Source organism: Moraxella sp. K1664, from assembly GCF_039693965.1.
Classification (GTDB): domain Bacteria; phylum Pseudomonadota; class Gammaproteobacteria; order Pseudomonadales; family Moraxellaceae; genus Moraxella.
This window is the reverse complement of the sequence record NZ_CP155576.1, coordinates 539,848-558,551: the sequence shown is the minus strand read 5'-3', so window position 1 is coordinate 558,551 and position 18,704 is coordinate 539,848. Positions and strand designations below refer to the sequence as shown.

Sequence of the window (18,704 nt, the reverse complement as noted above, 5' to 3'; positions counted from 1 at the left end):
TGAGCTTGTCGAACCATAACGGTTTTCCGCTACCCTTCGACAAGCTCAGGGCGAACGGAAAACCTAGTTTTGCAGGAAGTTTAATTATAATTTACCAATTTTATTTACGATTGCCTTGACGCTACCCGATATCGCCACAAATTCATGTAGCTTTGTCATTATTTCATCATCGGCTTTGGTGTTTGATTGGGACAATAATAAATAATACAGCTCCAAATACTTTTTAAAATTGGTTGGTAATTTATCATCAAAACAAAGTTTTAATAACGTCTTTTCAATAATCTCTTTGACAATGACCGCATAATCACCACCATATTCAGACAGGCTTTGGATACATTCTACATAACGATTAAATGGGGCGGAGTTATGATTGGTCCATTCGCTACTATGTCGGGTAAAGGTATCAATATCCAATCTGTGATGACTAATGGCAAAACTCATCAAATCCACCACCGCCAATCTTATGGCTTTGTCTTTGGCAAAACAGCACGCCGTCATGATAAACTGAGTATAAGGATTATAAGGATAATCATCGCTCGCCATGATTTGCAATAATGGTAAGGCAATTTGAGCGTACATCTCTGAATCATCAAATACATAATTTGACAAAAATTTATCACTGTCTGTTTGATTAAGTGGTGTTAAAAATTTGGATAATGTCAATATCTGATTATCATAAATATCTGTATATATTCTTGCATAATAACAACTTTGGCGATAAATGTCCGAAGTATGAGCATATTTTAAATAAGCACTGATATCAAACCCGATATAATAACTACCCGTTTCAATATTTCTGCCACTTTGCCAATCATATGCCAATATTTGCTTGCGGTAATAATCTTGCCCCAATTTATCATTAACCACCACCTTATCAAATAGTTTGGCATATTCATGAGAATAATCCAGCTCTATATTAGGATAATGCGTTTTGGCTATGGTTGCAAATATGCCCCGCCATGCTTGATAATGCTCGCCTTTTTCATAACCAAACTTTTCGCTGATTGCTTGGGGTGGAATGGTCTTGGGTAATTCGCTCTGCCCAAAGGCAAATGCCAAGCTCTCACGGATAAGCTCATCTGTGATTTGGGGCAATAAACTAAGGGCAGGCTCTACACTCGCTCGTGGCGTGCGAGCCAATGCTATGGCATAATCGGTCAAATCAATCTCTACCCCCGCCTTCTGATAGGCGATGAGTCGCTCTACCAATATCGCAGGCTCTATATAAGCAGGTGCATGGGTTGGCGTGGATAATAGCGATAAGGGATTATCACTTTTGCCGTCATTTATCTTATCAAGTGCAATAAACTGCTTCACTATGGCATGATAAGAGTTTAAAAATTTATATTGATGAGTGCCGATTTTTTCATCTTTATTTTGATAAATGTGATTTAAAAATTCTGTTTCAAAAATTGTAAAGACATCATTGTCTGACCACTGATGACGGTATTTATCCAATACTGATTTTAATTGGGTGTTATCATCGCTTGGGAATTTGCCTTGTTGTTTTAAGGCTAAATAACTTGCCATATAAATCTCAATCTCTATGGGGTTATCGCCATGTTCTAATTGCCCAAAATTAAATAACAACTCATTAAAATCATCATAAAGCGTGATTTTTCGCTCATCGGCAAAATAATCAATATTGACGCTGTTATCATAATAATAATCTGTGCCTGTGTCATTCATCGGTTCATTAGAGACATTATTTGATAAATCATGCTCGCCATTATCTAGCATGGGCGTATAAATTGGGGCTAATCCTGATTTGATGTCATTTGGCAAAGTATCATAAATGGCGTGCAGGGTATTTTGTAGATTGTCGTATTCATCATCTAAGGCTTTTTTATTGGCGTATTTGGCAAGTATTTTTACCGCTCGCTCTTGTAGGGCTAATTCATTGACAAATAACACCGAGCTGATGATAGGATACAAATCTTTAATCAAATGTGGCTTGGTTTTTAATAATTTATCAAAGGACACAAGTAGCGATTTGATACCGCCTTTAAAATCGGCATTCATCATCACAGGACTAACGAATTCTATAAATTCATCTAATAAAAACCGCTCATCAAGAATGATTTGTTTGATAAGTTCAATGGCAAAATTAACCGCAGGTTTATAATCACTGTGCAATAAAACAAAAATCTGCTCTTGGTGTGTGATAAGCTCATCTATGGTTGGGGAGAGTGCTTTAAATAGCTCTTTAAAAAAACTTTTGCTGGTTGTTTTCCAAAGTCCTGTTTGGATTTCTAGGCATTTTTGTAGGACAAATTGACGGTCTAATTTGCCCTGTTTGATAAATTCAGGAATAAAATAAAGCCAAAATTCACCGTTTTTATATTCTTTAAATGTCTGCCTGTCTAAATAGTCAAATGATACCCAACTCACATCAGTTTCATATTCAAATAATAACTTGACATCACGAACCAAAATGTCTGATGACAAGATAAACTCTCGGTATTCATCAATGCTTAATTTCTTTTTAGGCATAGCATTTGGCATTGTAAATCTAGCGATTGTCATGGCAAATAGTTGGGGGTGATGGTCTATCAGCTTGTCATTTTCTAATCGTCTTAATAATGGATAATCTAATCCCCACATTATCTCTCTTTTAACACATTCTGCCGTAAAAGCATTAAACAGCTCTTTAAAATCAAAATGCTTGATGATGTCAAAAACCATGGGCGTGGTATTGTTTTTGTTATCCAAACTTTTATAATAATCAGGGTTGGACATATACCGTAACACCTGTGCAAAACAATCAAACCAACGCCCATTAAAATCACTGGGCGATAATAACGCCAATGCCAAACAAAACAGCATTCGCTCGTGATTGGGCGTGCCACGCACACCTGTGCCAACCGTTCTGCCGTTTTCTTTGACTTCATGCCGGTCCAGATAATATCGGCGGGCTTTGTTGAGCTGTTTTTTAAGCTCGCTTACGTTGCCTTGTTTGTGAGCGTCCAAAAAGGGAATGATTTGGCTAAGCTCGCCTGTGGCGATGATGTGGTCAAATTCGGCTAAGATGTCTTTTTTGGTTTTGGGGGCGGGTTGGGTCATGGGCGTTCCTTGTTTGGTAGATTTTGGGTGGATTGGGGTGTTTGGTTATGATAAACGTTATCATGGTTAAAAACAAGGGCAACCGCTTGGGTATAAATACTTAAAAAGTCAAAAAGTAGTCGTAAATTTTTGCAAAAAGTTTTAAAATAAAGATTTTATTCAACAAAAAAGGCTAACCCATGTCCGTCTATACCCACCTATCTGATGATGAATTTTTTGCGTTTTGTGGTTTGTTTGGCGTAAAATTTAAAAAAGCCATTCCAATTACCCAAGGCATCAAAAATTCCAACTGGTTTATCCAAACCGACAGCGACGTGGGCGATGAGTTTAGCTATGTGTTTACGCTATTTGAAGAGCGTGTACCTGCCGACATCATCAAAATGGCAACCGTCATGCACGCCCTACAAGACAAATTACCAATCGCCCCACCACTTGTCAAACTCACCGCCAAAGGCGATGACATCGGCTCCGACTGCGTCATGCGATACGAAAACAAAGCAATCCTAGTCGTGCCAAAGCTCTCAGGCTCACACCCCACCGCCACCGACACCGCCATGTGTCGTACTATGGGGCAAGCGTTGGCAACTCTGCATGAGACCTTACAAACCCTGCAACCTGCCGAAAACTATGGCGTGCCACTGTACGACTGGGCAAGGGTCAAAGAGCGTGAAACCGCCTATATGCCCACCGATGAAGCCCGTCTCATAAGCGACATCTGGACAGCCTACGCCAATCTGCCCGATGATTTGCCAAAGGGGCTTTGTCATTTGGATATGTTTACTGATAATACCTTATGGGATTTTTCAGGCGATACGGCTCGCCTGACAGGGCTTTTGGACTTTACCGAAGTGTCGGTTGAGCATTATCTGATGGACATTGCCATTACCATTAACGATTTTTGTACGACTTGGGGCAATGCCACAGACGGCGAGAGCGTGAATTTTAACACCGACAAAATGACTGCTTTTATAGACGGCTACGAGCGTGTCCGCCCCTTAACCGACAACGAAAAAACCGCCCTGCCTGTCATGCTTGCCTACTCTGCCACGATTTTTTGGCTACTGCGTCTAAACGTCATCTACTATAACCGTGAGCAAGGGCGGACGGGCGATGATATTATGGTAAAAAATCCTGATTTGATGAAACGGCTGGCGAGTTTTCATTGGGGGCGTGTTGCCTGATGTTTTTGATTTATGTTGATGAAAGTGGAGACGTGGGGGTTAATAACAGCCCTTCGGATTATTTTTGCCTAAGTGCGATTATTATTCATGAACAAGATTGGCACGCCACTTTGGAAGCCGTCATCAATTTTCGTCGCCACTTAAAGGGGCGTTATGGATTTAAATTAAGAGAAGAAATTCACAGCTCTCATTTCATTCACAAACCCAAAGACTCAAAACGCATCGCCAAATCATTAAGACTTAGACTATTAAGAGATGTTTTGGATTTTCAAGCAACTCTGCCCAACTATCAAATCATAAACGTTGTCGTTAATAAGAAAAACAAAACCGCACATGCTGATATCTTTGAATTAGCATGGCAAACTTTAATGCAACGCATTGATAACACACTGGGCTACAAAAACTTTATTCGTTCAACAGCACAAAATCACGATTTGGCCATTTTATTTGTTGATAAAACTGATGAAATCAAGTTAAGAAATTTAAATCGTAGAATGAGACGCTATAACCCCATACCCAACCAAATTGGTCTTGGTTCGGGTTATCGCATGATGCCTTTGAAGTTTATTATTGAAGATGCTGTGCATAGAGATTCAGCCCATTCTTATTTTATTCAATTGGCTGATGTGAAGGCTTACTTTTTGGGACAAAAATTCTCACCATGTAGCTACGTAAAGAAAAAGGGTGGGCGGAATTATGTTGAGCGTTTAAAGCCTGTTTTGTTTGTTCAAGCAAGCAAAACACATCCTTTGGGTATCGTGATAAGATAAAGAAAAGGGTCTGATTGCTCAGACCCGATGAGTCCTACTGTAAGGTCTCGCCTTAGGTCAGACTGCTAAGTTTAGTATAACATTTGATATAAATAATTGCAAGAAAATAGAGAAAACCATGTGCCAACTACTTGGAATGAACTGCAACACCCCTACCGACATCGGATTTAGCTTTACAGGCTTTCGCCAGCGGGGCGGGGGGACTGACCATCACGAAGATGGGTTTGGTATCGCCTTTTTTGAACGTGGCGAGACGGGTAAGATAGGCTTACGCCAGTTCCATGACAATCAGCCGTCGCACCTATCGCCTGTGGCGGATTTGATAAACCATTATCCCATAAAAGCCATGAACGTCATCGCCCACATCAGACGGGCGACCATTGGCGAGAAAAATAACCTGTCCAACATTCACCCCTTTGTGCGTGAAGTGTGGGGCGAGCAGTGGGCATTTGCTCACAACGGGCAGATGACCGACAGCTTTATCAGTCGCACCGAACGCCTACACGCCAACGGCAATGCCGAGCATTATACCCCCGTAGGTACGACCGACAGCGAGCTTGCGTTTTGTTATCTTTTAAACCGTCTAAAAGCCACCTTTAAGTCCCGTCCGTCCGATGAAGCCTTATTTGCCTTTTTGACCGCACAATGCCGTTATCTGTCTGCCAATGGGCTATTTAACTGCTTGATTTCTAATGGAAATTGGCAACTGGCATATGCAGGCAGTCTGCTCTTTTATCTCACTCGCAAAGCCCCCTTTGGCGAAGCTCATCTGTCGGATGGGGAGATGAGTGTCAACTTTGGCGATGTCACCACCAGCAAAGACAAAGTGACGATATTGGTTACCATACCGCTGACCATCAATGAAAAATGGCAACAGATTGCCGTGGACGAATGTGTGGTATTTAGGGATGGCGACGTGGTATTTAGGGACACGCCCAGCAAAAAAACTTACTTGTCCATAGAAGATGGTATCGCTTTGGCAAGAAGTGTGGGGGCGAGTGTTTAGGGCGTATTGAACCTTTATAACACTATTTACAATATAGAAATGTTTTAGAAATAAACTAATCGTTTTTGCATGAAAAATGGCTAAATCTTGTTTTTCTTCGTCAAAAACTTGTCTGATAGAATGACTATCAGCCTGCGTTTTTTCCTTGAAAAACGTGCGATTTTTCTCATTTTTCATTGCAAATACAAAAGTTCAACACGCCCTAGTTTTGATTTTGAACAATTTGTGAGCAATCATGAAAAAATACATTATAATGCTGATGATGGCATGGGGTTTATGTAGCACCATTTTAACCGCCCACGCATGGCAACCTGCCACCATGTTAAACAGTCATGAAAAAGTGGTGTATTCTAGCTACACCGATAAAATTACCTGATACAAGTCGCCACCATCGGCGACAAACCTGCCAACGGCTATCCTGTCATCTATGTGCTAGACGGCAATGCGTTTTTTGGGGTGGCAAGCTCTATCGCTCAAATGAATCACGACAAGCCGAGCGAAAAAAATCCCAAATCGCTCATGGTTGTGGGCATCGGCTACCCCACAGGGCGAGCCTTTGACATACCAAACCGCACACACGACTATACGCCACCGTCCGACAGCTACCCTGCTCCAACAGGCGAGCAGACGGCATTTGGTGGGGCGGATTATTTTCATGCTTTTATCGCTGATGAACTTGCCCCCATGCTAGATAAAGAATTTGGCATTAACCCCAATCACCGCACGCTCATCGGGCATTCTTATGGTGGATTGTTTGGGCTGTATCTGCTCATGGCTCGTAGCGAGAGTTTTGATAATTATGTCATCGTCAGTCCGTCTATTTGGTGGAATGACAAAAGCATTTTGGCTCATCAAAAGGGAATTATCGCCACGCCCAACATCAAAAACGTCCTTATCACACTCGGCGAACACGAGCTAAATGCCCGACACCGAAGCCCCAACGCCCCCACCACGCTAGAAAATAGCGATGCGTTTTTGATGAGTGAGTTTTTAAAAAATAAACTGCCCCATGCCAACGTAACTTTTGACTTTAATCCCAACCACGCCCACGGCGAAAATGCCTATCCGTCTATCATACAAGGCGTGAACATGGCGTATCAGGCGTGTAAGGCGGACTCAAACTGTTAAATCTTGTCAAGCCAAAAAGCATACGATAATCATTCGCTTTACAGTTTTATAAAACAGGTTTATAATAACCCACCAAACATAACAAGCTGATTTATCGCAATGTTACGAGTGGTTTTTGTGGTGTTGGCTATCATGTTTGGCACCTGTCAGGCAGTAGCTCACACATCATCAGGCGAATGCGACATACAATGTTTACGCCTTGCCTATGCCAAGCCTACCGACCAGTGGTTGGCACCGACCATTGATGACGGCGTGGCATGGGCAGAGCTTGCCCCCATTGGCACGCCACCCATGCCCACACCCCTAAGCGAGCTTGGCAAACGGTTATTTTTTGAAACCGCCTTGTCATCAGACGGACAAATCGCCTGTATCACTTGCCATGACCCGCACCACGCCTTTGCCGACCCACGTCCCGTATCGCTTGGCGTATATGACCGACAAGGCACCCGCAACAGCCAATCCTTGACACATTTAGGATTAGACAGCCCACAACACGCCTTTTTTTGGGACGGACGAGCCAAGACCTTGCATGAGCAAGTACTTATGCCCCTAACCGACCCCAACGAGATGGACATCACGCTAGACAGCGTGCCAAACCGCTTGGCAAATGCAGGATACCTGCCACACTTTCGGACGGTGTTTGGGAGGCAGATGACCGCCATTGACATCAATCAAGTCGCCCACGCTCTGACTGCCTATCTACACACGCTGACCCCCACGCCCACCCGTTTTGATGAGTTTTTAAAGGGCGACATCACGGCTTTGAGTGATGCCGAACTGTTGGGCTTGCACCTATTTCGCACCAAGGGGCGGTGCATGAATTGTCATTTTGGGCAAGCGATGAGCGATGGCGATTTTCACAATCTCAATCAAACCCTAGCAGGACGCACCCGCCAAGATTTTGGCAAATATGAAATCACAGGCGACCCTGCCGATTTTGGTAAATTTAAAACCCCGTCTTTGCGAAACCTTAGCACATCAAAACCGTGGTTTCATCATGGACTGTTTACCAATTTGCGTGGCGTGGTGGCGATTTATAACACAGGCATGGACATACCACCCACCAGCACCGCCCCACCCATTGCCCACGCTGACCACTTAGACCCACTCATCAAACCGCTAGGGCTGACCGCTGACGAGATGGACGCATTGACGGCGTTTTTGCTGACGTTGTAGCAAGATTAAAAAAACCAATCCCAAAAATCAGGCATTTTGTCCACAAATCCTCAATTGATGGATGAAATTTTATCAAAAGTGTGTTAAAGTACACTTATCTTGTAACTGATTATCAAATGATAATCAAAAGAGCTGTGATGATTTATAAAATCAATAATCAGCGACTAAGTCCACGATTTAAAAGGTGATGAACATGGCATTTACTAACAAAGATTTACGCAAGGCAGGTCTGAAAGTAACCTTGCCCCGCATGAAGATTTTAGAGCTATTAGAGAACGCAGAACACCACCACATGAGTGCCGAAGACGTGTACAAGGCACTTGCCGAGCAGGGCGAAGATGTCGGCTTGGCGACGGTGTACCGTGTGCTGACCCAGTTTGAACAGGCAGGTATTGTTGAGCGTCATAACTTTGAAAATAACCTATCGGTGTTTGAGATTGCCCAAGAAGAGCATCATGACCATTTGGTGTGTGATGTCTGTGGTAAGATTGAAGAGTTTCATAATGCCATCATCGAAGATGAGCAAGAGAAAATCGCTGAAAAGTATAACTTCAAGCTGTCAGGGCACTCACTGGTCTTGCATGGCGTGTGCGATAACGAAGAGTGTCAAAAAACTCTTGACCCTGCCAATAAAAGCTAGGCTAAGAGTTATAAAAAAAGACTGGTCATGCCAGTCTTTTTGTTTGCCTATCGCCAGGTTATGGGTAGTCGCCCATATCAATAGAGAGTTTGGCAGACTCTTCTTCGACCGCGGCAGCATTTTTGCTTTCCAGTTTGATTTGTAAGCGTAGGTCGTTCGGGCTGTCAGCGTGTTTGAGTGCGTCTTGATAGGTAATTTGCCCTGATTCATACAGGTCAAACAACGCTTGGTCAAAGGTCTGCATGCCGATGTCACGAGAGCGTTTCATCACAGGCTTAATCTCATGAATCTCGCCCTTACGGATGTAGTCAGCGATGAGCTGTGTGCCTAGTAGAATCTCGATGGCGGCACGACGACCTTTGCCATCAGGGGTTGGGATAAGCTGTTGGGCGATGATGGCACGCAAGTTGAGTGACAAGTCCATGAATAACTGTCCGTGTCTGTCCGCTTCAAAAAAGTGAATGATACGGTCGATGGCTTGGTTGGCGTTGTTGGCGTGGAGTGTGGCAAATACCAAGTGACCCGTCTCAGCGTACTGGATGGCATAGCTCATGACTTCACGGTTACGAATCTCGCCGATAAGGATAACATCAGGGGCTTGACGTAGGGTGTTTTTTAGCCCTTCTTCAAACGAGAGTGTGTCAATACCCACTTCACGCTGAGTGACGATACAGCCTTTGTGCTGATGGACGTATTCAATCGGGTCTTCGATGGTGATGATGTGACCACGAGAGTTCTCGTTACGATGTCCAATCATGGCAGCCAGCGTGGTGGATTTACCTGTACCTGTCGCACCGACAAGTAGGATAATGCCACGCTTTTTCATGGCAAGCTCTTTTAGAATCGGCGGTAGTTTTAGATCTTCGGTCGTGGGAATTTGCGTCTCAATCTTACGCAACACCATCGCCGCCTTGTTACGTTGAATCATCGCTGACACACGAAAACGAGCGGTTTCGGCTTTATCAGAGATGGCAAATTGGCACTCGTTGGTCTCATGGAACTCTTTTTTTTGAGCTTCGGTCATGATACTGGTCACCAGTGCCATGGTTTGCTCAGCAGTCAGTGGCGTTTTGGTCATGGGCAAAATGGTACCATTGACTTTGAGTGACGGGGGAACGCCTTCGGTGATAAAAAGGTCAGAGCCGTTTTTGGCAATCATCACTTGTAGTAGTTTATCAAAATCCATGTAAGCTCCTTATAAGAATGCTTCTGGCTGTTTGGCATAGACACGTGCCGTCTCTTTGGTGATGGTGCGAGACGCGACCAAGTTCTTTAACGTCTGGTCAAGGGTAATCATGCCTTCGCCTGCCCCTGTTTGGATGGCAGAGTACATTTGGGCGATTTTGTTTTCACGGATAAGGTTACGAATGGCAGGTGTGCCAAGCATAATCTCATGAGCCGCCACACGACCGCCCCCGACTTTTTTGAGTAGGGCTTGCGAGATAACTGCTTGCAAGGACTCGGATAACATCGCACGAATCATGTCTTTTTCGGCGGCAGGGAATACGTCAATCACACGGTCAATGGTCTTGGCAGCAGAGTTGGTGTGGAGTGTCCCAAACACCAAGTGTCCTGTCTCGGCAGCAGTCAAGGCAAGGCGGATGGTCTCCAAGTCACGCATCTCACCGACCAGAATGATGTCGGGGTCTTCACGCAGTGCCGAACGCAAAGCAGCATCAAAGCCTAGGGTATCACGGTGTACTTCACGTTGGTTCACGAGCGATTTTTTGGATTCGTGGACAAACTCGATGGGGTCTTCGATGGTTAGGATATGCTCTTTACGGCTTTCGTTGATGTAGTTAATCATCGCCGCCAGTGTGGTTGATTTGCCCGAACCTGTCGGGCCTGTGACCAGTACCACGCCACGCTTAAAGTCAGAGACCTTTTTAAAGACAGGACCCATGCCCAAATCTTCCATGGTCAGAACCTTGGATGGAATGGTACGAAATACCGCACCAGCACCACGGTTTTGGTTAAAGGCGTTCACACGAAAACGAGCAAGCCCGGGGATTTCAAACGAGAAGTCCGTTTCTAAAAACTCTTCGTAGTCGGCACGCTGTTTGTCATTCATGATGTCATAAATGAGCTTATGCACGGTAGAGTGATCCATCTCGGGGGTGTTGATACGCACCACTTCACCATCCACACGAATCATGGGTGGTAGTCCTGCCGATAAGTGCAAGTCGGACGCTTTATTTTTTACCACAAAACGCAGTAGGTCTTCAATACTAGGAGCTGACATGGGATTGCCTTAAAAAATGAATAAACTGGATAAATTATGGGCTTATTATACAATATTTTGCTTTGCCATTAAACCACGTCCCGTCAGATATTACAATCCATTTTATGCCAAAGTTTATGCCATTTGTGGGGATTTTCTGCTAAAATACAAAGATTTAAGGAAAAACCATGACACAAGCTCCCCATCATTCATCATCCAACGCACTCATCGAGCGTCATACGGCAGTCAAAGAGCGTCTAGACGCCATCAATGACACCTACCAAGCCAACCCCAAAGCGGTGCTACTTGTTGTCTCAAAAACCAAGCCATCATCGGACATTGCCACACTGTATCAGGCAGGGCAGGGTGATTTTGGTGAAAATTACTTACAAGAAGCCTTGATAAAAATCAACGAACTGGCACATCTGCCGATAACATGGCACTACATCGGGCATATTCAGCGAAACAAAACCAAAGACATCGCCACGCATTTTGATTGGGTGCAGACGGTGGAGCGAGCCATCATCGCCCAAAGGCTAAGCGACCAACGCCCAGATGACCGCCCGCCCCTAAACGTGCTTATCCAAATCAACATCGACGATGAAGCGAGTAAGTCGGGCTGCCATATTGATGAATTAGATGGGCTGGTACAAGCCGTGATGGGTCTGCCAAAGCTAACCTTACGGGGGCTAATGATTATCCCTAGCAAAGACGGTACGGACGCATTTGTCCGCACCAAAGCGATATTTGATGACATCAAAGGGCGTTTTGATTTGCCTGACTTTGACACATTGTCCATGGGCATGAGTGGCGACATGGAGCAGGCGGTCGCCCACGGCTCAACGATGGTGCGAGTGGGAACGGCGATATTTGGTGAGCGGGATTATGGTTGATGTAGCATAGGCTCTTTGGGGCTGTTTTGTCTTGCCCACGCCACCAAATCTTTGGGGTAATGAATAAATTTGTGCAAGGGTGTATCGTCCAAGTCAAAAAGATAGACAAGGCATGCTGGCACAAATTCCCAGTAGCCAAAATAGCCGTATTCTTCTTCCATTCTAAGATGGCTGTTATGCCATAGCTTGTGATTGTGGTATTCGTACCATTCTTCTAGGTTTTGTCTTAACTCATCGATGATGGTGTCTTTGATTTTTTGGGTGTTGCCTTTGTGATGATATAAATCATCCAGACAATCACAGATAATCGTGTACCAAGGGTTGTTGTATAAAATATTATCGCCTTTTCCAGGTCGTACTGCTTGGTTGGGGTCAATAAGCCTAAACAAGCGGTCAGTCAATGCATCAGTAGCATCAAAGACATCTTGGTTTTGACCTTCTGCCAGTCGTTTGATGGTGGGTAATAAATCACGACAATCTAACAGGTAGGCTAGGCTGATAAATTGTAAGACTTTGTCAGAACCAGAGCCAAAGCCAAGCACACAGGGCAAGCTACCCTCCTCATAATGATGTTTGGCAATCGCTGCGGCTTCATTTTCTTTGCATTCGATACATTTGTATAGATAAGGAATCAGAGTTTTGATGTCATCACCTGCGGTGTAGGCGAGTAGGAGTTGTCCGTAATATATATCAAATAGGATTATCCAGTCTGGCTGTAAATCCACAGACAAGAAATTAAATTCATCCACATAATGGTTTTGGTCTTGTATACTGTAATCGGTAACATCATCATAGTATTCTTTCATTTTCTCATAATACGCTTTGGTCATAAACTTCTGACGGCGTTTTTGGGCGAAAGTTGTCATGAGAAATCCTTTTTAATTTTTGATGGTTTGATTTTAATGGTTTAATTTGATGGGTAAAACTAAGGCATGTTTGATGGGTTTTACAAACATGCCTTTTATCATTTGGATTACAACACCGAACGGGCGTCTTTGGTGATTTTCTCAATCAAGGCTTTGGCACGTTCGTTATCTAGCAGTTGATTTTTGCGGTCGTTTTTTAGGCTTTGGCATTGGTCGTACAGCTCCAAGCAAGTCAGTACCAACAGCTCTTCGTTACTGGGGTTTTTGCCTTTGACGGCACGGCGAAGCTCACGGATTTTGTCATTGATGTATGCCCCTGCTTGCTCCAACTGTGCCACTTCATCGACAGGGCAGGTAATGCGGTGTGATGACCCTGCAATGCTCAAATCAACCGCCTTAAAGCTCGGCTTGTCCGTTTTATCGGCAGGCTTTGTCGGGACTTTGGATGTTGTGGGTGTGGCGTGGGACGTGGCAGGGGTATTGCCAATATTGCCAAGCGTGCTGTCACTTGCTTTTGGGGCAGGCGTGGGCGTGGCAGGTTTGGCAGGGGCTGGATTTTCTGTATTTTGATTATTTTGGCTTTGGCTTAGATTTTGGCTTAGATTTTGGTTTGAGCTTAAACTTGGGTTTGAACTTTGGCTTGGGTTTGGGTTTTGTTGTGTTTTTTGCTCGGCGGTCTTGCTCGGCTCGCTTGGGGCAGATGTCTCATGCGATGGGCTGACTTTGATGTTGTTTTTGGCACCGAATTTGATGGCGGAATGAATGTTCATGAGTGTGTCCTTGTTGATTTTTATTGGTGATTTTGGTTATCAATTTTGCTAAGCCATGTTTGGATGACTTCGGCACGGCTGATGGCAAGGGCATTTTTCTCAGCAAGATCCTTGTTTTGTTTGGCTAGGCGTTCGTTGTCTTGGCTTAGCTCATCTAGGCGTTTGTCCAGTTCATCTTGGGCGGACAGTAGCTCTTTGATACGGGCGTGCAAGGCGTTGTTTTCGTCTTTGCTTTGGTTGATTTCAAGCTGTAACTGGCTGATTTGACGGGGGCTGTCATCATGTGCCAATTTGTGTTTGAGATTGGCAAGTTCGGTGGCGGTGATGTTGTAGCGTGCTTTTAGCTCGGTGATGGTCTGCTCTAAGAGTTGTAATTGGGTTAGCATGGGTGTTCCTAGGATAATGGGCGATAAGCGATTGTTCAGCGATGATTGGTGTGTTATTGTAGCATGAGATTTTAAAAACACAAAACACCCTTGACTTTTGCCAAAATGACGGCATTTATAGGGCAGTTTAACCAACAGTAACCAACAGCGAGAGCCTTATGAGTGATGATTTATCAGGATTTAATGACTGGACAGAAGCGTTTAGCACATGGACAGATGTCTCTATCAGTGAATTACATGGTCTCATGAGTGCCTTGATGACCGCCTGTCATCCCACGGACGTGGCAGGATGGTCGGCGATATTAACCGAGCTTAGCTTTGCCCTGCCTGATGAGCGGGCGTTGGAGTTGTTGGCGGAGTATGGTGAAGACGTAAGTTTTGCCTTAAAAGACAAAGATGACGCCTATGGCTATGAGCCACTGGTGCCTGATGATGAGCATGAGTTGTCCGAGCGGTTTTTGGCATTAAAAGACTGGGCAGGGGGCTTTATCACGGGGCTTGGCGTGGCAGAAGTCGCTTTGACGGCAGATGAACGTGAGCAGGTGGCTGACCTTGCCAAAATCGCCAGTATCCGCCCTGACGAAGAAGATGAGTTTGATGGCGACGAAGAAGAGTATCTGTACTTATTTGAATTTGCCCGCATGGTGCCAGTGAGCCTATCTAATCGCAAACGCAAAAACGTGGCGGATTTGTCCATCATCAAAGGCTTATCCCCCGACCGTCTCACCGCCAGCGAAATCCAAAAAGAACACGAAGCCCAAAAGGAGCTACCGCCTGTGTTTAATGCGATGGATAAAAAGCAGTAGGTGGGGCTATCCAAAATCGGTTTTTGTGGATTTGACAAATTTGACAATTTTAAAAAGGACGTGGCGAACATGTCCTTTTTAAAATTGTCATTTTCATAAATTTTATAAAGTTTTGAATGGGCTTGCAGGATAAATTGCAATTTGCCCTTGATAAATGAATTGCTTATATATGCCCAGCCAACTTAATATTTACCACGGGTTTGTAGGGGTGTGCTGAGCACACCCTTTGATGACGTTACTACACAAGGCATGCACAGCACGCCCCTACACCTAAACATCATTATGTTTGTAGTAATTTTAAAGTTTCTTAGGTTTAAATGATAAAAAATGATTTTAAGGGGAATTTTGTTTTTTTAAAATTGTCATTTTTATAAAAAATTATCCCAATTTAAAATAAATTTTCATATTTTTAAAAACACCCTTTATCATTCATTTTTTAAAATAAAATAATATAACATAACAAAAAATACAAATACGATGGCATAAAAAATTACCCAAATGATTTATTAGGAAAATCTTTAAATTGTCATAAAAATTTCATTGGAAATTCCCCAAAAATTTTGCTACATTAGAGTTAGGGCATGTTAAACATTGATAACATTTTATTGGAATTGATAAAGTTTGATGATTTAATCAATTTTTGCATGAAAAATGGCTAAATCTTGTTTTTCATCGTCAAAATCCTTGTTGATATTTCAATATCAACTGCGGACTTTTCCTTGAAAAACGTGCGATTTCTCTCATTTTTCATGGCAAATATCAACATTTAACATGCCCTAAGGAATTTATCAGACAAATAAATTTCTAGGTTTGCCAATGATTATTTTGTCAAATGAAAATGATGATTGGTAAGAATATTTTCTTTATCAATGATGACCGATGATTTTTATTGGTTATTTTGATAAATATCAGTAAATGGAGACAATCATGACCAAGCCTGCCACGATGAAAGCGATGACCTATTATGGAGCCGATGACATTCGTTTTGAAGAGCGACCCACGCCAGCAATTATTGACCCCACCGATGCGGTGATTCGCATGACCAAGACCACGATTTGTGGGACGGATTTGGGGATTTGGAAAGGCAAAAACCCTGAGATTGAAGCGACTGCTCGTGCCAAGACTGGCGAGTGGACAGGGCGCATCCTAGGACATGAAGGCGTGGGTGTTGTGGAAGAAGTTGGTTCAGCCGTCAAAAACTTCAAAAAAGGCGATAAAGTCATCATCTCGTGCGTGTCTCGCTGTGGTTCGTGCGAAAACTGCCAAAAACAGCTCTATGCCCATTGCCGTGCTGACGGTGGTTGGATTATGGGATATATGATTGACGGTACGCAAGCAGAGTATGTGCGTACGCCATTTGCCGACAACTCCTTGTATCATCTGCCCGACAACCTAAACACAGACGTGGCGGTGTTCTTGTCAGACGCTCTGCCGACAGGGCATGAGATTGGCGTGCAGTATGGCGATGTCAAACCAGGGGATTCTATCGTCATCGTGGGGGCAGGGCCTGTGGGCATGGGCGTGCTACTAACAGCACAACTGTACTCGCCTGCGACCATCATCATGGTGGACATGGACGATAACCGTTTGCAGATGGCAAAAGAGATGGGAGCGACCCACACGGTCAATTCATCATCGGGCGTGGCGGATGCCGTAGAAGCCATTCGTGCCATCACGGACGGACGTGGCGTGGACTGTGCCATCGAAGCGGTGGGCATTCCTGATACATGGGACATTTGCCAAAAGACTGTCAAAGAAGGCGGTAATATCGCCAACGTGGGCGTACATGGCACGTCGGTGAACTTTGAGCTTGAAAAACTGTGGATTAAAAACCTAAAAATCACCACAGGGCTGGTCAATGCTAACACCACAGGCATGTTGTTAAAGACCTGTGAATGCAGTAAATTGCCGATGGACAAACTTGCCACGCACCATTTTAAATTTGATGAGATGGAAAAAGCCTATGACGTGTTCAAACATGCGTCAGAGAATAAGGCGATGAAAGTGATTATTGAATATTGATATCGTATTTTTAGGGCGTGTTGAACATTGATAACATTTTTATAAAATAAGATGAAAATTTAACGCTTTTATCAATTTTTGCATGAAAAATGGCTAAATCTTGTTTTTCATCGTCAAAAACTTGCTTGATAGAATAACTATCAATCTGCGTTTTTTCCTTGAAAAACGTGCGATTTTTCTCATTTTTCATTGCAAATACCAAAGTTCAACACGCCCTAGTCAAAATACAAAGCACAAAACCCAAAGCGTGGCTTTGGGTTTTTTATTGGGTGTCGTCATGACAATGAGTGTTTGATGTATCACGCTTTGAAAACATTTAACCATCAAAACGGCATGTCATCATACAGGTCAAATGGTGATGGCTTGGGCGGTGGTGGAGTAACGGTCACTTCTAGCTCTACCTTGGGATGGTCGGTGCGGTCAAAGCCTGTGGGCGTGATGTGATAATGCGAGTGGGGATGGTCGGGGGCTTCGTGTAGGATGTCGCTGATTTGGGGCAGACGGTAAAAGGCTTGATAGAGTCCACGCACGCCAAACTTCTCAATGGCATCATGGTGCTTGTCCGCCATGTCGGACAGTACGGCATCACTGATACTGGCGGTACAGCTTATCATGGCAAGTTTGTTTTTAAAGGCGACAAAGGGCGATGTTGGGCTGTTTTTTAGGATGTCAATCATCTGCTCTTGGCTGATGTCATCTAGGGTGATGATGGTGCCGATACGCCCTGCTAGCTCATCAGGCAAGCCAAAGTCGGTGAGCCTAAGCTGGTGGTCGGGCGTGCCTTGTTGGGTTTTGGCATTCATAAAGCCGATGGGGGCTCTCTCATTACGCTGATGGATGTTAAAACTACCGCCTAGGACAAAGAGCATGCGACTGCTGTCAATACCGCCATTGTCGCTGTCTTTGACGGGAAAGGGGGTCGTGCCTTCGATGATGGTCAAAATCTCAGTCACCAAAGACAGATGATACGCCCCTAACATCAGACCATCATTGATGAATAATTTATCAAACTCATCAAAAAAGATGACCGAATGCTCTGCTTTGGCGATGTTCTTGTTGCTCGCTTGTAGCAGGCTTGCCCCGATGTCTGCCAACGTCATGCCTTTGTAGCCTGCGTTACTGATACTTGGGGCATTGACCGCCAAAAAATTGACATCAAACATTTTACACAGCTGTTTGATGATGTGGGTTTTGCCACTGCCTGTCTTACCCGTCAAAAAGATGGGGGCGGTGCTGGTGTGGCTGTCGGGGCTGTTGAGACTGTGTTTGGTTTTATCCTTGCTGTCTGTGGCTTTGTCTGTATTTTGGCTCTCTGTTTTATTGTTTGTTTTGCCGTCGGTGGTTTTGTTGTCCGTATTTTTATTTTCTATGTCATCTAGTGTTTTAAAAAAGTCATCATCAAGACCAAGGGCTTTACCAAATTCATCAAGGAATTTTTGTCGGTCGCTTTGAGATTGATAAGTTTTTTGTGTTTGTCTGTCTTTTTGACTGGTTAGGTGATAGAAAAAGACGGTGGATAGCTCACGCAGGGCATTCGGCTGATGTAGGACATAGCGACTTGCCTGCTCAAAGATTTGTTTGGGCGTGGGAATGGTGCCATGCTCGCCGTGGCTGTCGTCCTGCGTGATGGGTAGAACATCATCACGCAAGTTTTTGCTGAGCATGGCAAGGTCTAGGTATGCAGGTTTGCCCTGCTCGTCTGTCTGCACGGGCAGATGTAGCACCTTGATGGAGACGGTCGGACTATTGTTTGACAAAATAACTCCTTAATCAGCC

Annotated in this window: 18 protein-coding genes; 10 read left to right on the top strand and 8 right to left on the bottom strand. The window is 44.1% G+C overall.

Annotation, left to right across the window (positions count from 1 at the left end):
* Positions 1-84 precede the first annotated feature (84 nt).
* Complete coding sequence (locus AAHK14_RS02980; protein ID WP_194092645.1) at positions 85-3,063, bottom strand: DUF6493 family protein; 2,979 nt, start codon at positions 3,061-3,063, stop codon at positions 85-87.
* 179 nt (positions 3,064-3,242) lie between these two features.
* Between AAHK14_RS02980 and AAHK14_RS02975 the strand changes: the two genes are divergently transcribed.
* The 7 genes from AAHK14_RS02975 to fur all read left to right on the top strand — a co-directional run bounded on the left by AAHK14_RS02975 (position 3,243) and on the right by fur (position 8,964).
* Positions 3,243-4,244: a homoserine kinase gene (locus AAHK14_RS02975; RefSeq protein WP_065256243.1), complete on the top strand. Its 1,002-nt coding sequence runs from the start codon at positions 3,243-3,245 to the stop codon at positions 4,242-4,244.
* Positions 4,244-5,014, top strand: coding sequence for a DUF3800 domain-containing protein (locus tag AAHK14_RS02970; protein ID WP_065256242.1), 771 nt, complete (start codon positions 4,244-4,246; stop codon positions 5,012-5,014). The genes AAHK14_RS02975 and AAHK14_RS02970 overlap by 1 nt, the downstream gene beginning before the upstream one ends.
* Before the next feature lie 118 nt (positions 5,015-5,132).
* Positions 5,133-6,020, top strand: a complete 888-nt coding sequence (locus AAHK14_RS02965) for a class II glutamine amidotransferase (protein ID WP_065256241.1) — start codon at positions 5,133-5,135, stop codon at positions 6,018-6,020.
* A 235-nt stretch (positions 6,021-6,255) separates the two neighbouring features.
* On the top strand, positions 6,256-6,396 hold the full coding sequence (locus tag AAHK14_RS02960) for a hypothetical protein (protein WP_156065143.1): 141 nt from the start codon (positions 6,256-6,258) through the stop codon (positions 6,394-6,396).
* Positions 6,393-7,148: an alpha/beta hydrolase-fold protein gene (locus AAHK14_RS02955; protein ID WP_083108295.1), complete on the top strand. Its 756-nt coding sequence runs from the start codon at positions 6,393-6,395 to the stop codon at positions 7,146-7,148. The genes AAHK14_RS02960 and AAHK14_RS02955 overlap by 4 nt, the downstream gene beginning before the upstream one ends.
* A 132-nt stretch (positions 7,149-7,280) precedes the next feature.
* Complete coding sequence (locus tag AAHK14_RS02950; protein ID WP_172823646.1) at positions 7,281-8,324, top strand: cytochrome c peroxidase; 1,044 nt, start codon at positions 7,281-7,283, stop codon at positions 8,322-8,324.
* Positions 8,325-8,517: 193 nt separating this feature from the next.
* Positions 8,518-8,964, top strand: a complete 447-nt coding sequence (fur, locus tag AAHK14_RS02945; RefSeq protein ID WP_062499981.1) for a ferric iron uptake transcriptional regulator — start codon at positions 8,518-8,520, stop codon at positions 8,962-8,964.
* 58 nt (positions 8,965-9,022) lie between these two features.
* On the opposite strand, the gene AAHK14_RS02940 is transcribed toward fur, so the two are convergent.
* Complete coding sequence (locus AAHK14_RS02940) at positions 9,023-10,150, bottom strand: PilT/PilU family type 4a pilus ATPase (protein ID WP_194092644.1); 1,128 nt, start codon at positions 10,148-10,150, stop codon at positions 9,023-9,025.
* 9 nt (positions 10,151-10,159) lie between these two features.
* Entirely contained in the window at positions 10,160-11,206 is a 1,047-nt protein-coding gene (locus tag AAHK14_RS02935) for a type IV pilus twitching motility protein PilT (protein WP_065256236.1), read from the bottom strand.
* A gap of 167 nt (positions 11,207-11,373) precedes the next feature.
* Here AAHK14_RS02935 and AAHK14_RS02930 point away from each other — a divergent pair, with 167 nt between their 5' ends.
* Positions 11,374-12,078, top strand: coding sequence for a YggS family pyridoxal phosphate-dependent enzyme (locus tag AAHK14_RS02930; protein WP_065256235.1), 705 nt, complete (start codon positions 11,374-11,376; stop codon positions 12,076-12,078).
* Here AAHK14_RS02930 and AAHK14_RS02925 read toward each other — a convergent pair.
* The 3 genes from AAHK14_RS02925 to AAHK14_RS02915 all read right to left on the bottom strand — a co-directional run bounded on the left by AAHK14_RS02925 (position 12,069) and on the right by AAHK14_RS02915 (position 14,100).
* Positions 12,069-12,944 (bottom strand): PoNe immunity protein domain-containing protein, encoded by an 876-nt coding sequence (locus AAHK14_RS02925; RefSeq protein WP_065256234.1) that lies wholly within the window; start codon positions 12,942-12,944, stop codon positions 12,069-12,071. The two genes, AAHK14_RS02930 and AAHK14_RS02925, sit on opposite strands and share 10 nt — an antisense overlap.
* Positions 12,945-13,051: 107 nt before the next feature.
* Entirely contained in the window at positions 13,052-13,714 is a 663-nt protein-coding gene (locus tag AAHK14_RS02920; protein WP_227712976.1) for a cell division protein ZapA, read from the bottom strand.
* Between the two features lie 20 nt (positions 13,715-13,734).
* The gene (locus tag AAHK14_RS02915; protein ID WP_065256233.1) at positions 13,735-14,100 is read right to left on the bottom strand and encodes a hypothetical protein; all 366 of its coding nucleotides are present in this window, start codon (positions 14,098-14,100) and stop codon (positions 13,735-13,737) included.
* Between the two features lie 158 nt (positions 14,101-14,258).
* Between AAHK14_RS02915 and AAHK14_RS02910 the strand changes: the two genes are divergently transcribed.
* Together AAHK14_RS02910 and AAHK14_RS02905 are read left to right on the top strand one after the other, a co-directional pair.
* Positions 14,259-14,906 (top strand): UPF0149 family protein, encoded by a 648-nt coding sequence (locus tag AAHK14_RS02910; protein WP_062499971.1) that lies wholly within the window; start codon positions 14,259-14,261, stop codon positions 14,904-14,906.
* A gap of 927 nt (positions 14,907-15,833) precedes the next feature.
* Complete coding sequence (locus AAHK14_RS02905) at positions 15,834-16,928, top strand: zinc-dependent alcohol dehydrogenase family protein (protein ID WP_065256232.1); 1,095 nt, start codon at positions 15,834-15,836, stop codon at positions 16,926-16,928.
* A 10-nt stretch (positions 16,929-16,938) separates the two neighbouring features.
* Here AAHK14_RS02905 and AAHK14_RS02900 read toward each other — a convergent pair whose 3' ends face one another.
* Together AAHK14_RS02900 and AAHK14_RS02895 are read right to left on the bottom strand one after the other, a co-directional pair.
* Positions 16,939-17,118 carry a hypothetical protein gene (locus AAHK14_RS02900; RefSeq protein WP_065256231.1) on the bottom strand — a complete coding sequence of 60 codons (180 nt, stop codon included), beginning with the start codon at positions 17,116-17,118 and terminating at the stop codon, positions 16,939-16,941.
* A 133-nt stretch (positions 17,119-17,251) separates the two neighbouring features.
* Positions 17,252-18,685, bottom strand: a complete 1,434-nt coding sequence (locus AAHK14_RS02895) for an AAA family ATPase (RefSeq protein WP_065256230.1) — start codon at positions 18,683-18,685, stop codon at positions 17,252-17,254.
* Positions 18,686-18,704 lie beyond the last annotated feature (19 nt).

Coding starts and splice junctions, on each gene's coding strand:
- AAHK14_RS02980 (WP_194092645.1), bottom strand. CDS start 3,063: ATGACCCAACCCGCCCCCAAAACCAAAAAAGACATCTTAGCCGAATTT.
- AAHK14_RS02960 (WP_156065143.1), top strand. CDS start 6,256: ATGAAAAAATACATTATAATGCTGATGATGGCATGGGGTTTATGTAGC.
- fur (WP_062499981.1), top strand. CDS start 8,518: ATGGCATTTACTAACAAAGATTTACGCAAGGCAGGTCTGAAAGTAACC.
- AAHK14_RS02935 (WP_065256236.1), bottom strand. CDS start 11,206: ATGTCAGCTCCTAGTATTGAAGACCTACTGCGTTTTGTGGTAAAAAAT.
- AAHK14_RS02930 (WP_065256235.1), top strand. CDS start 11,374: ATGACACAAGCTCCCCATCATTCATCATCCAACGCACTCATCGAGCGT.
- AAHK14_RS02925 (WP_065256234.1), bottom strand. CDS start 12,944: ATGACAACTTTCGCCCAAAAACGCCGTCAGAAGTTTATGACCAAAGCG.
- AAHK14_RS02915 (WP_065256233.1), bottom strand. CDS start 14,100: ATGCTAACCCAATTACAACTCTTAGAGCAGACCATCACCGAGCTAAAA.
- AAHK14_RS02970 (WP_065256242.1), top strand. CDS start 4,244: ATGTTTTTGATTTATGTTGATGAAAGTGGAGACGTGGGGGTTAATAAC.
- AAHK14_RS02950 (WP_172823646.1), top strand. CDS start 7,281: ATGTTTGGCACCTGTCAGGCAGTAGCTCACACATCATCAGGCGAATGC.
- AAHK14_RS02965 (WP_065256241.1), top strand. CDS start 5,133: ATGTGCCAACTACTTGGAATGAACTGCAACACCCCTACCGACATCGGA.
- AAHK14_RS02975 (WP_065256243.1), top strand. CDS start 3,243: ATGTCCGTCTATACCCACCTATCTGATGATGAATTTTTTGCGTTTTGT.
- AAHK14_RS02905 (WP_065256232.1), top strand. CDS start 15,834: ATGACCAAGCCTGCCACGATGAAAGCGATGACCTATTATGGAGCCGAT.
- AAHK14_RS02910 (WP_062499971.1), top strand. CDS start 14,259: ATGAGTGATGATTTATCAGGATTTAATGACTGGACAGAAGCGTTTAGC.
- AAHK14_RS02900 (WP_065256231.1), bottom strand. CDS start 17,118: ATGAAAAATGAGAAAAATCGCACGTTTTTCAAGGAAAAAACGCAGATT.
- AAHK14_RS02920 (WP_227712976.1), bottom strand. CDS start 13,714: ATGAACATTCATTCCGCCATCAAATTCGGTGCCAAAAACAACATCAAA.
- AAHK14_RS02940 (WP_194092644.1), bottom strand. CDS start 10,150: ATGGATTTTGATAAACTACTACAAGTGATGATTGCCAAAAACGGCTCT.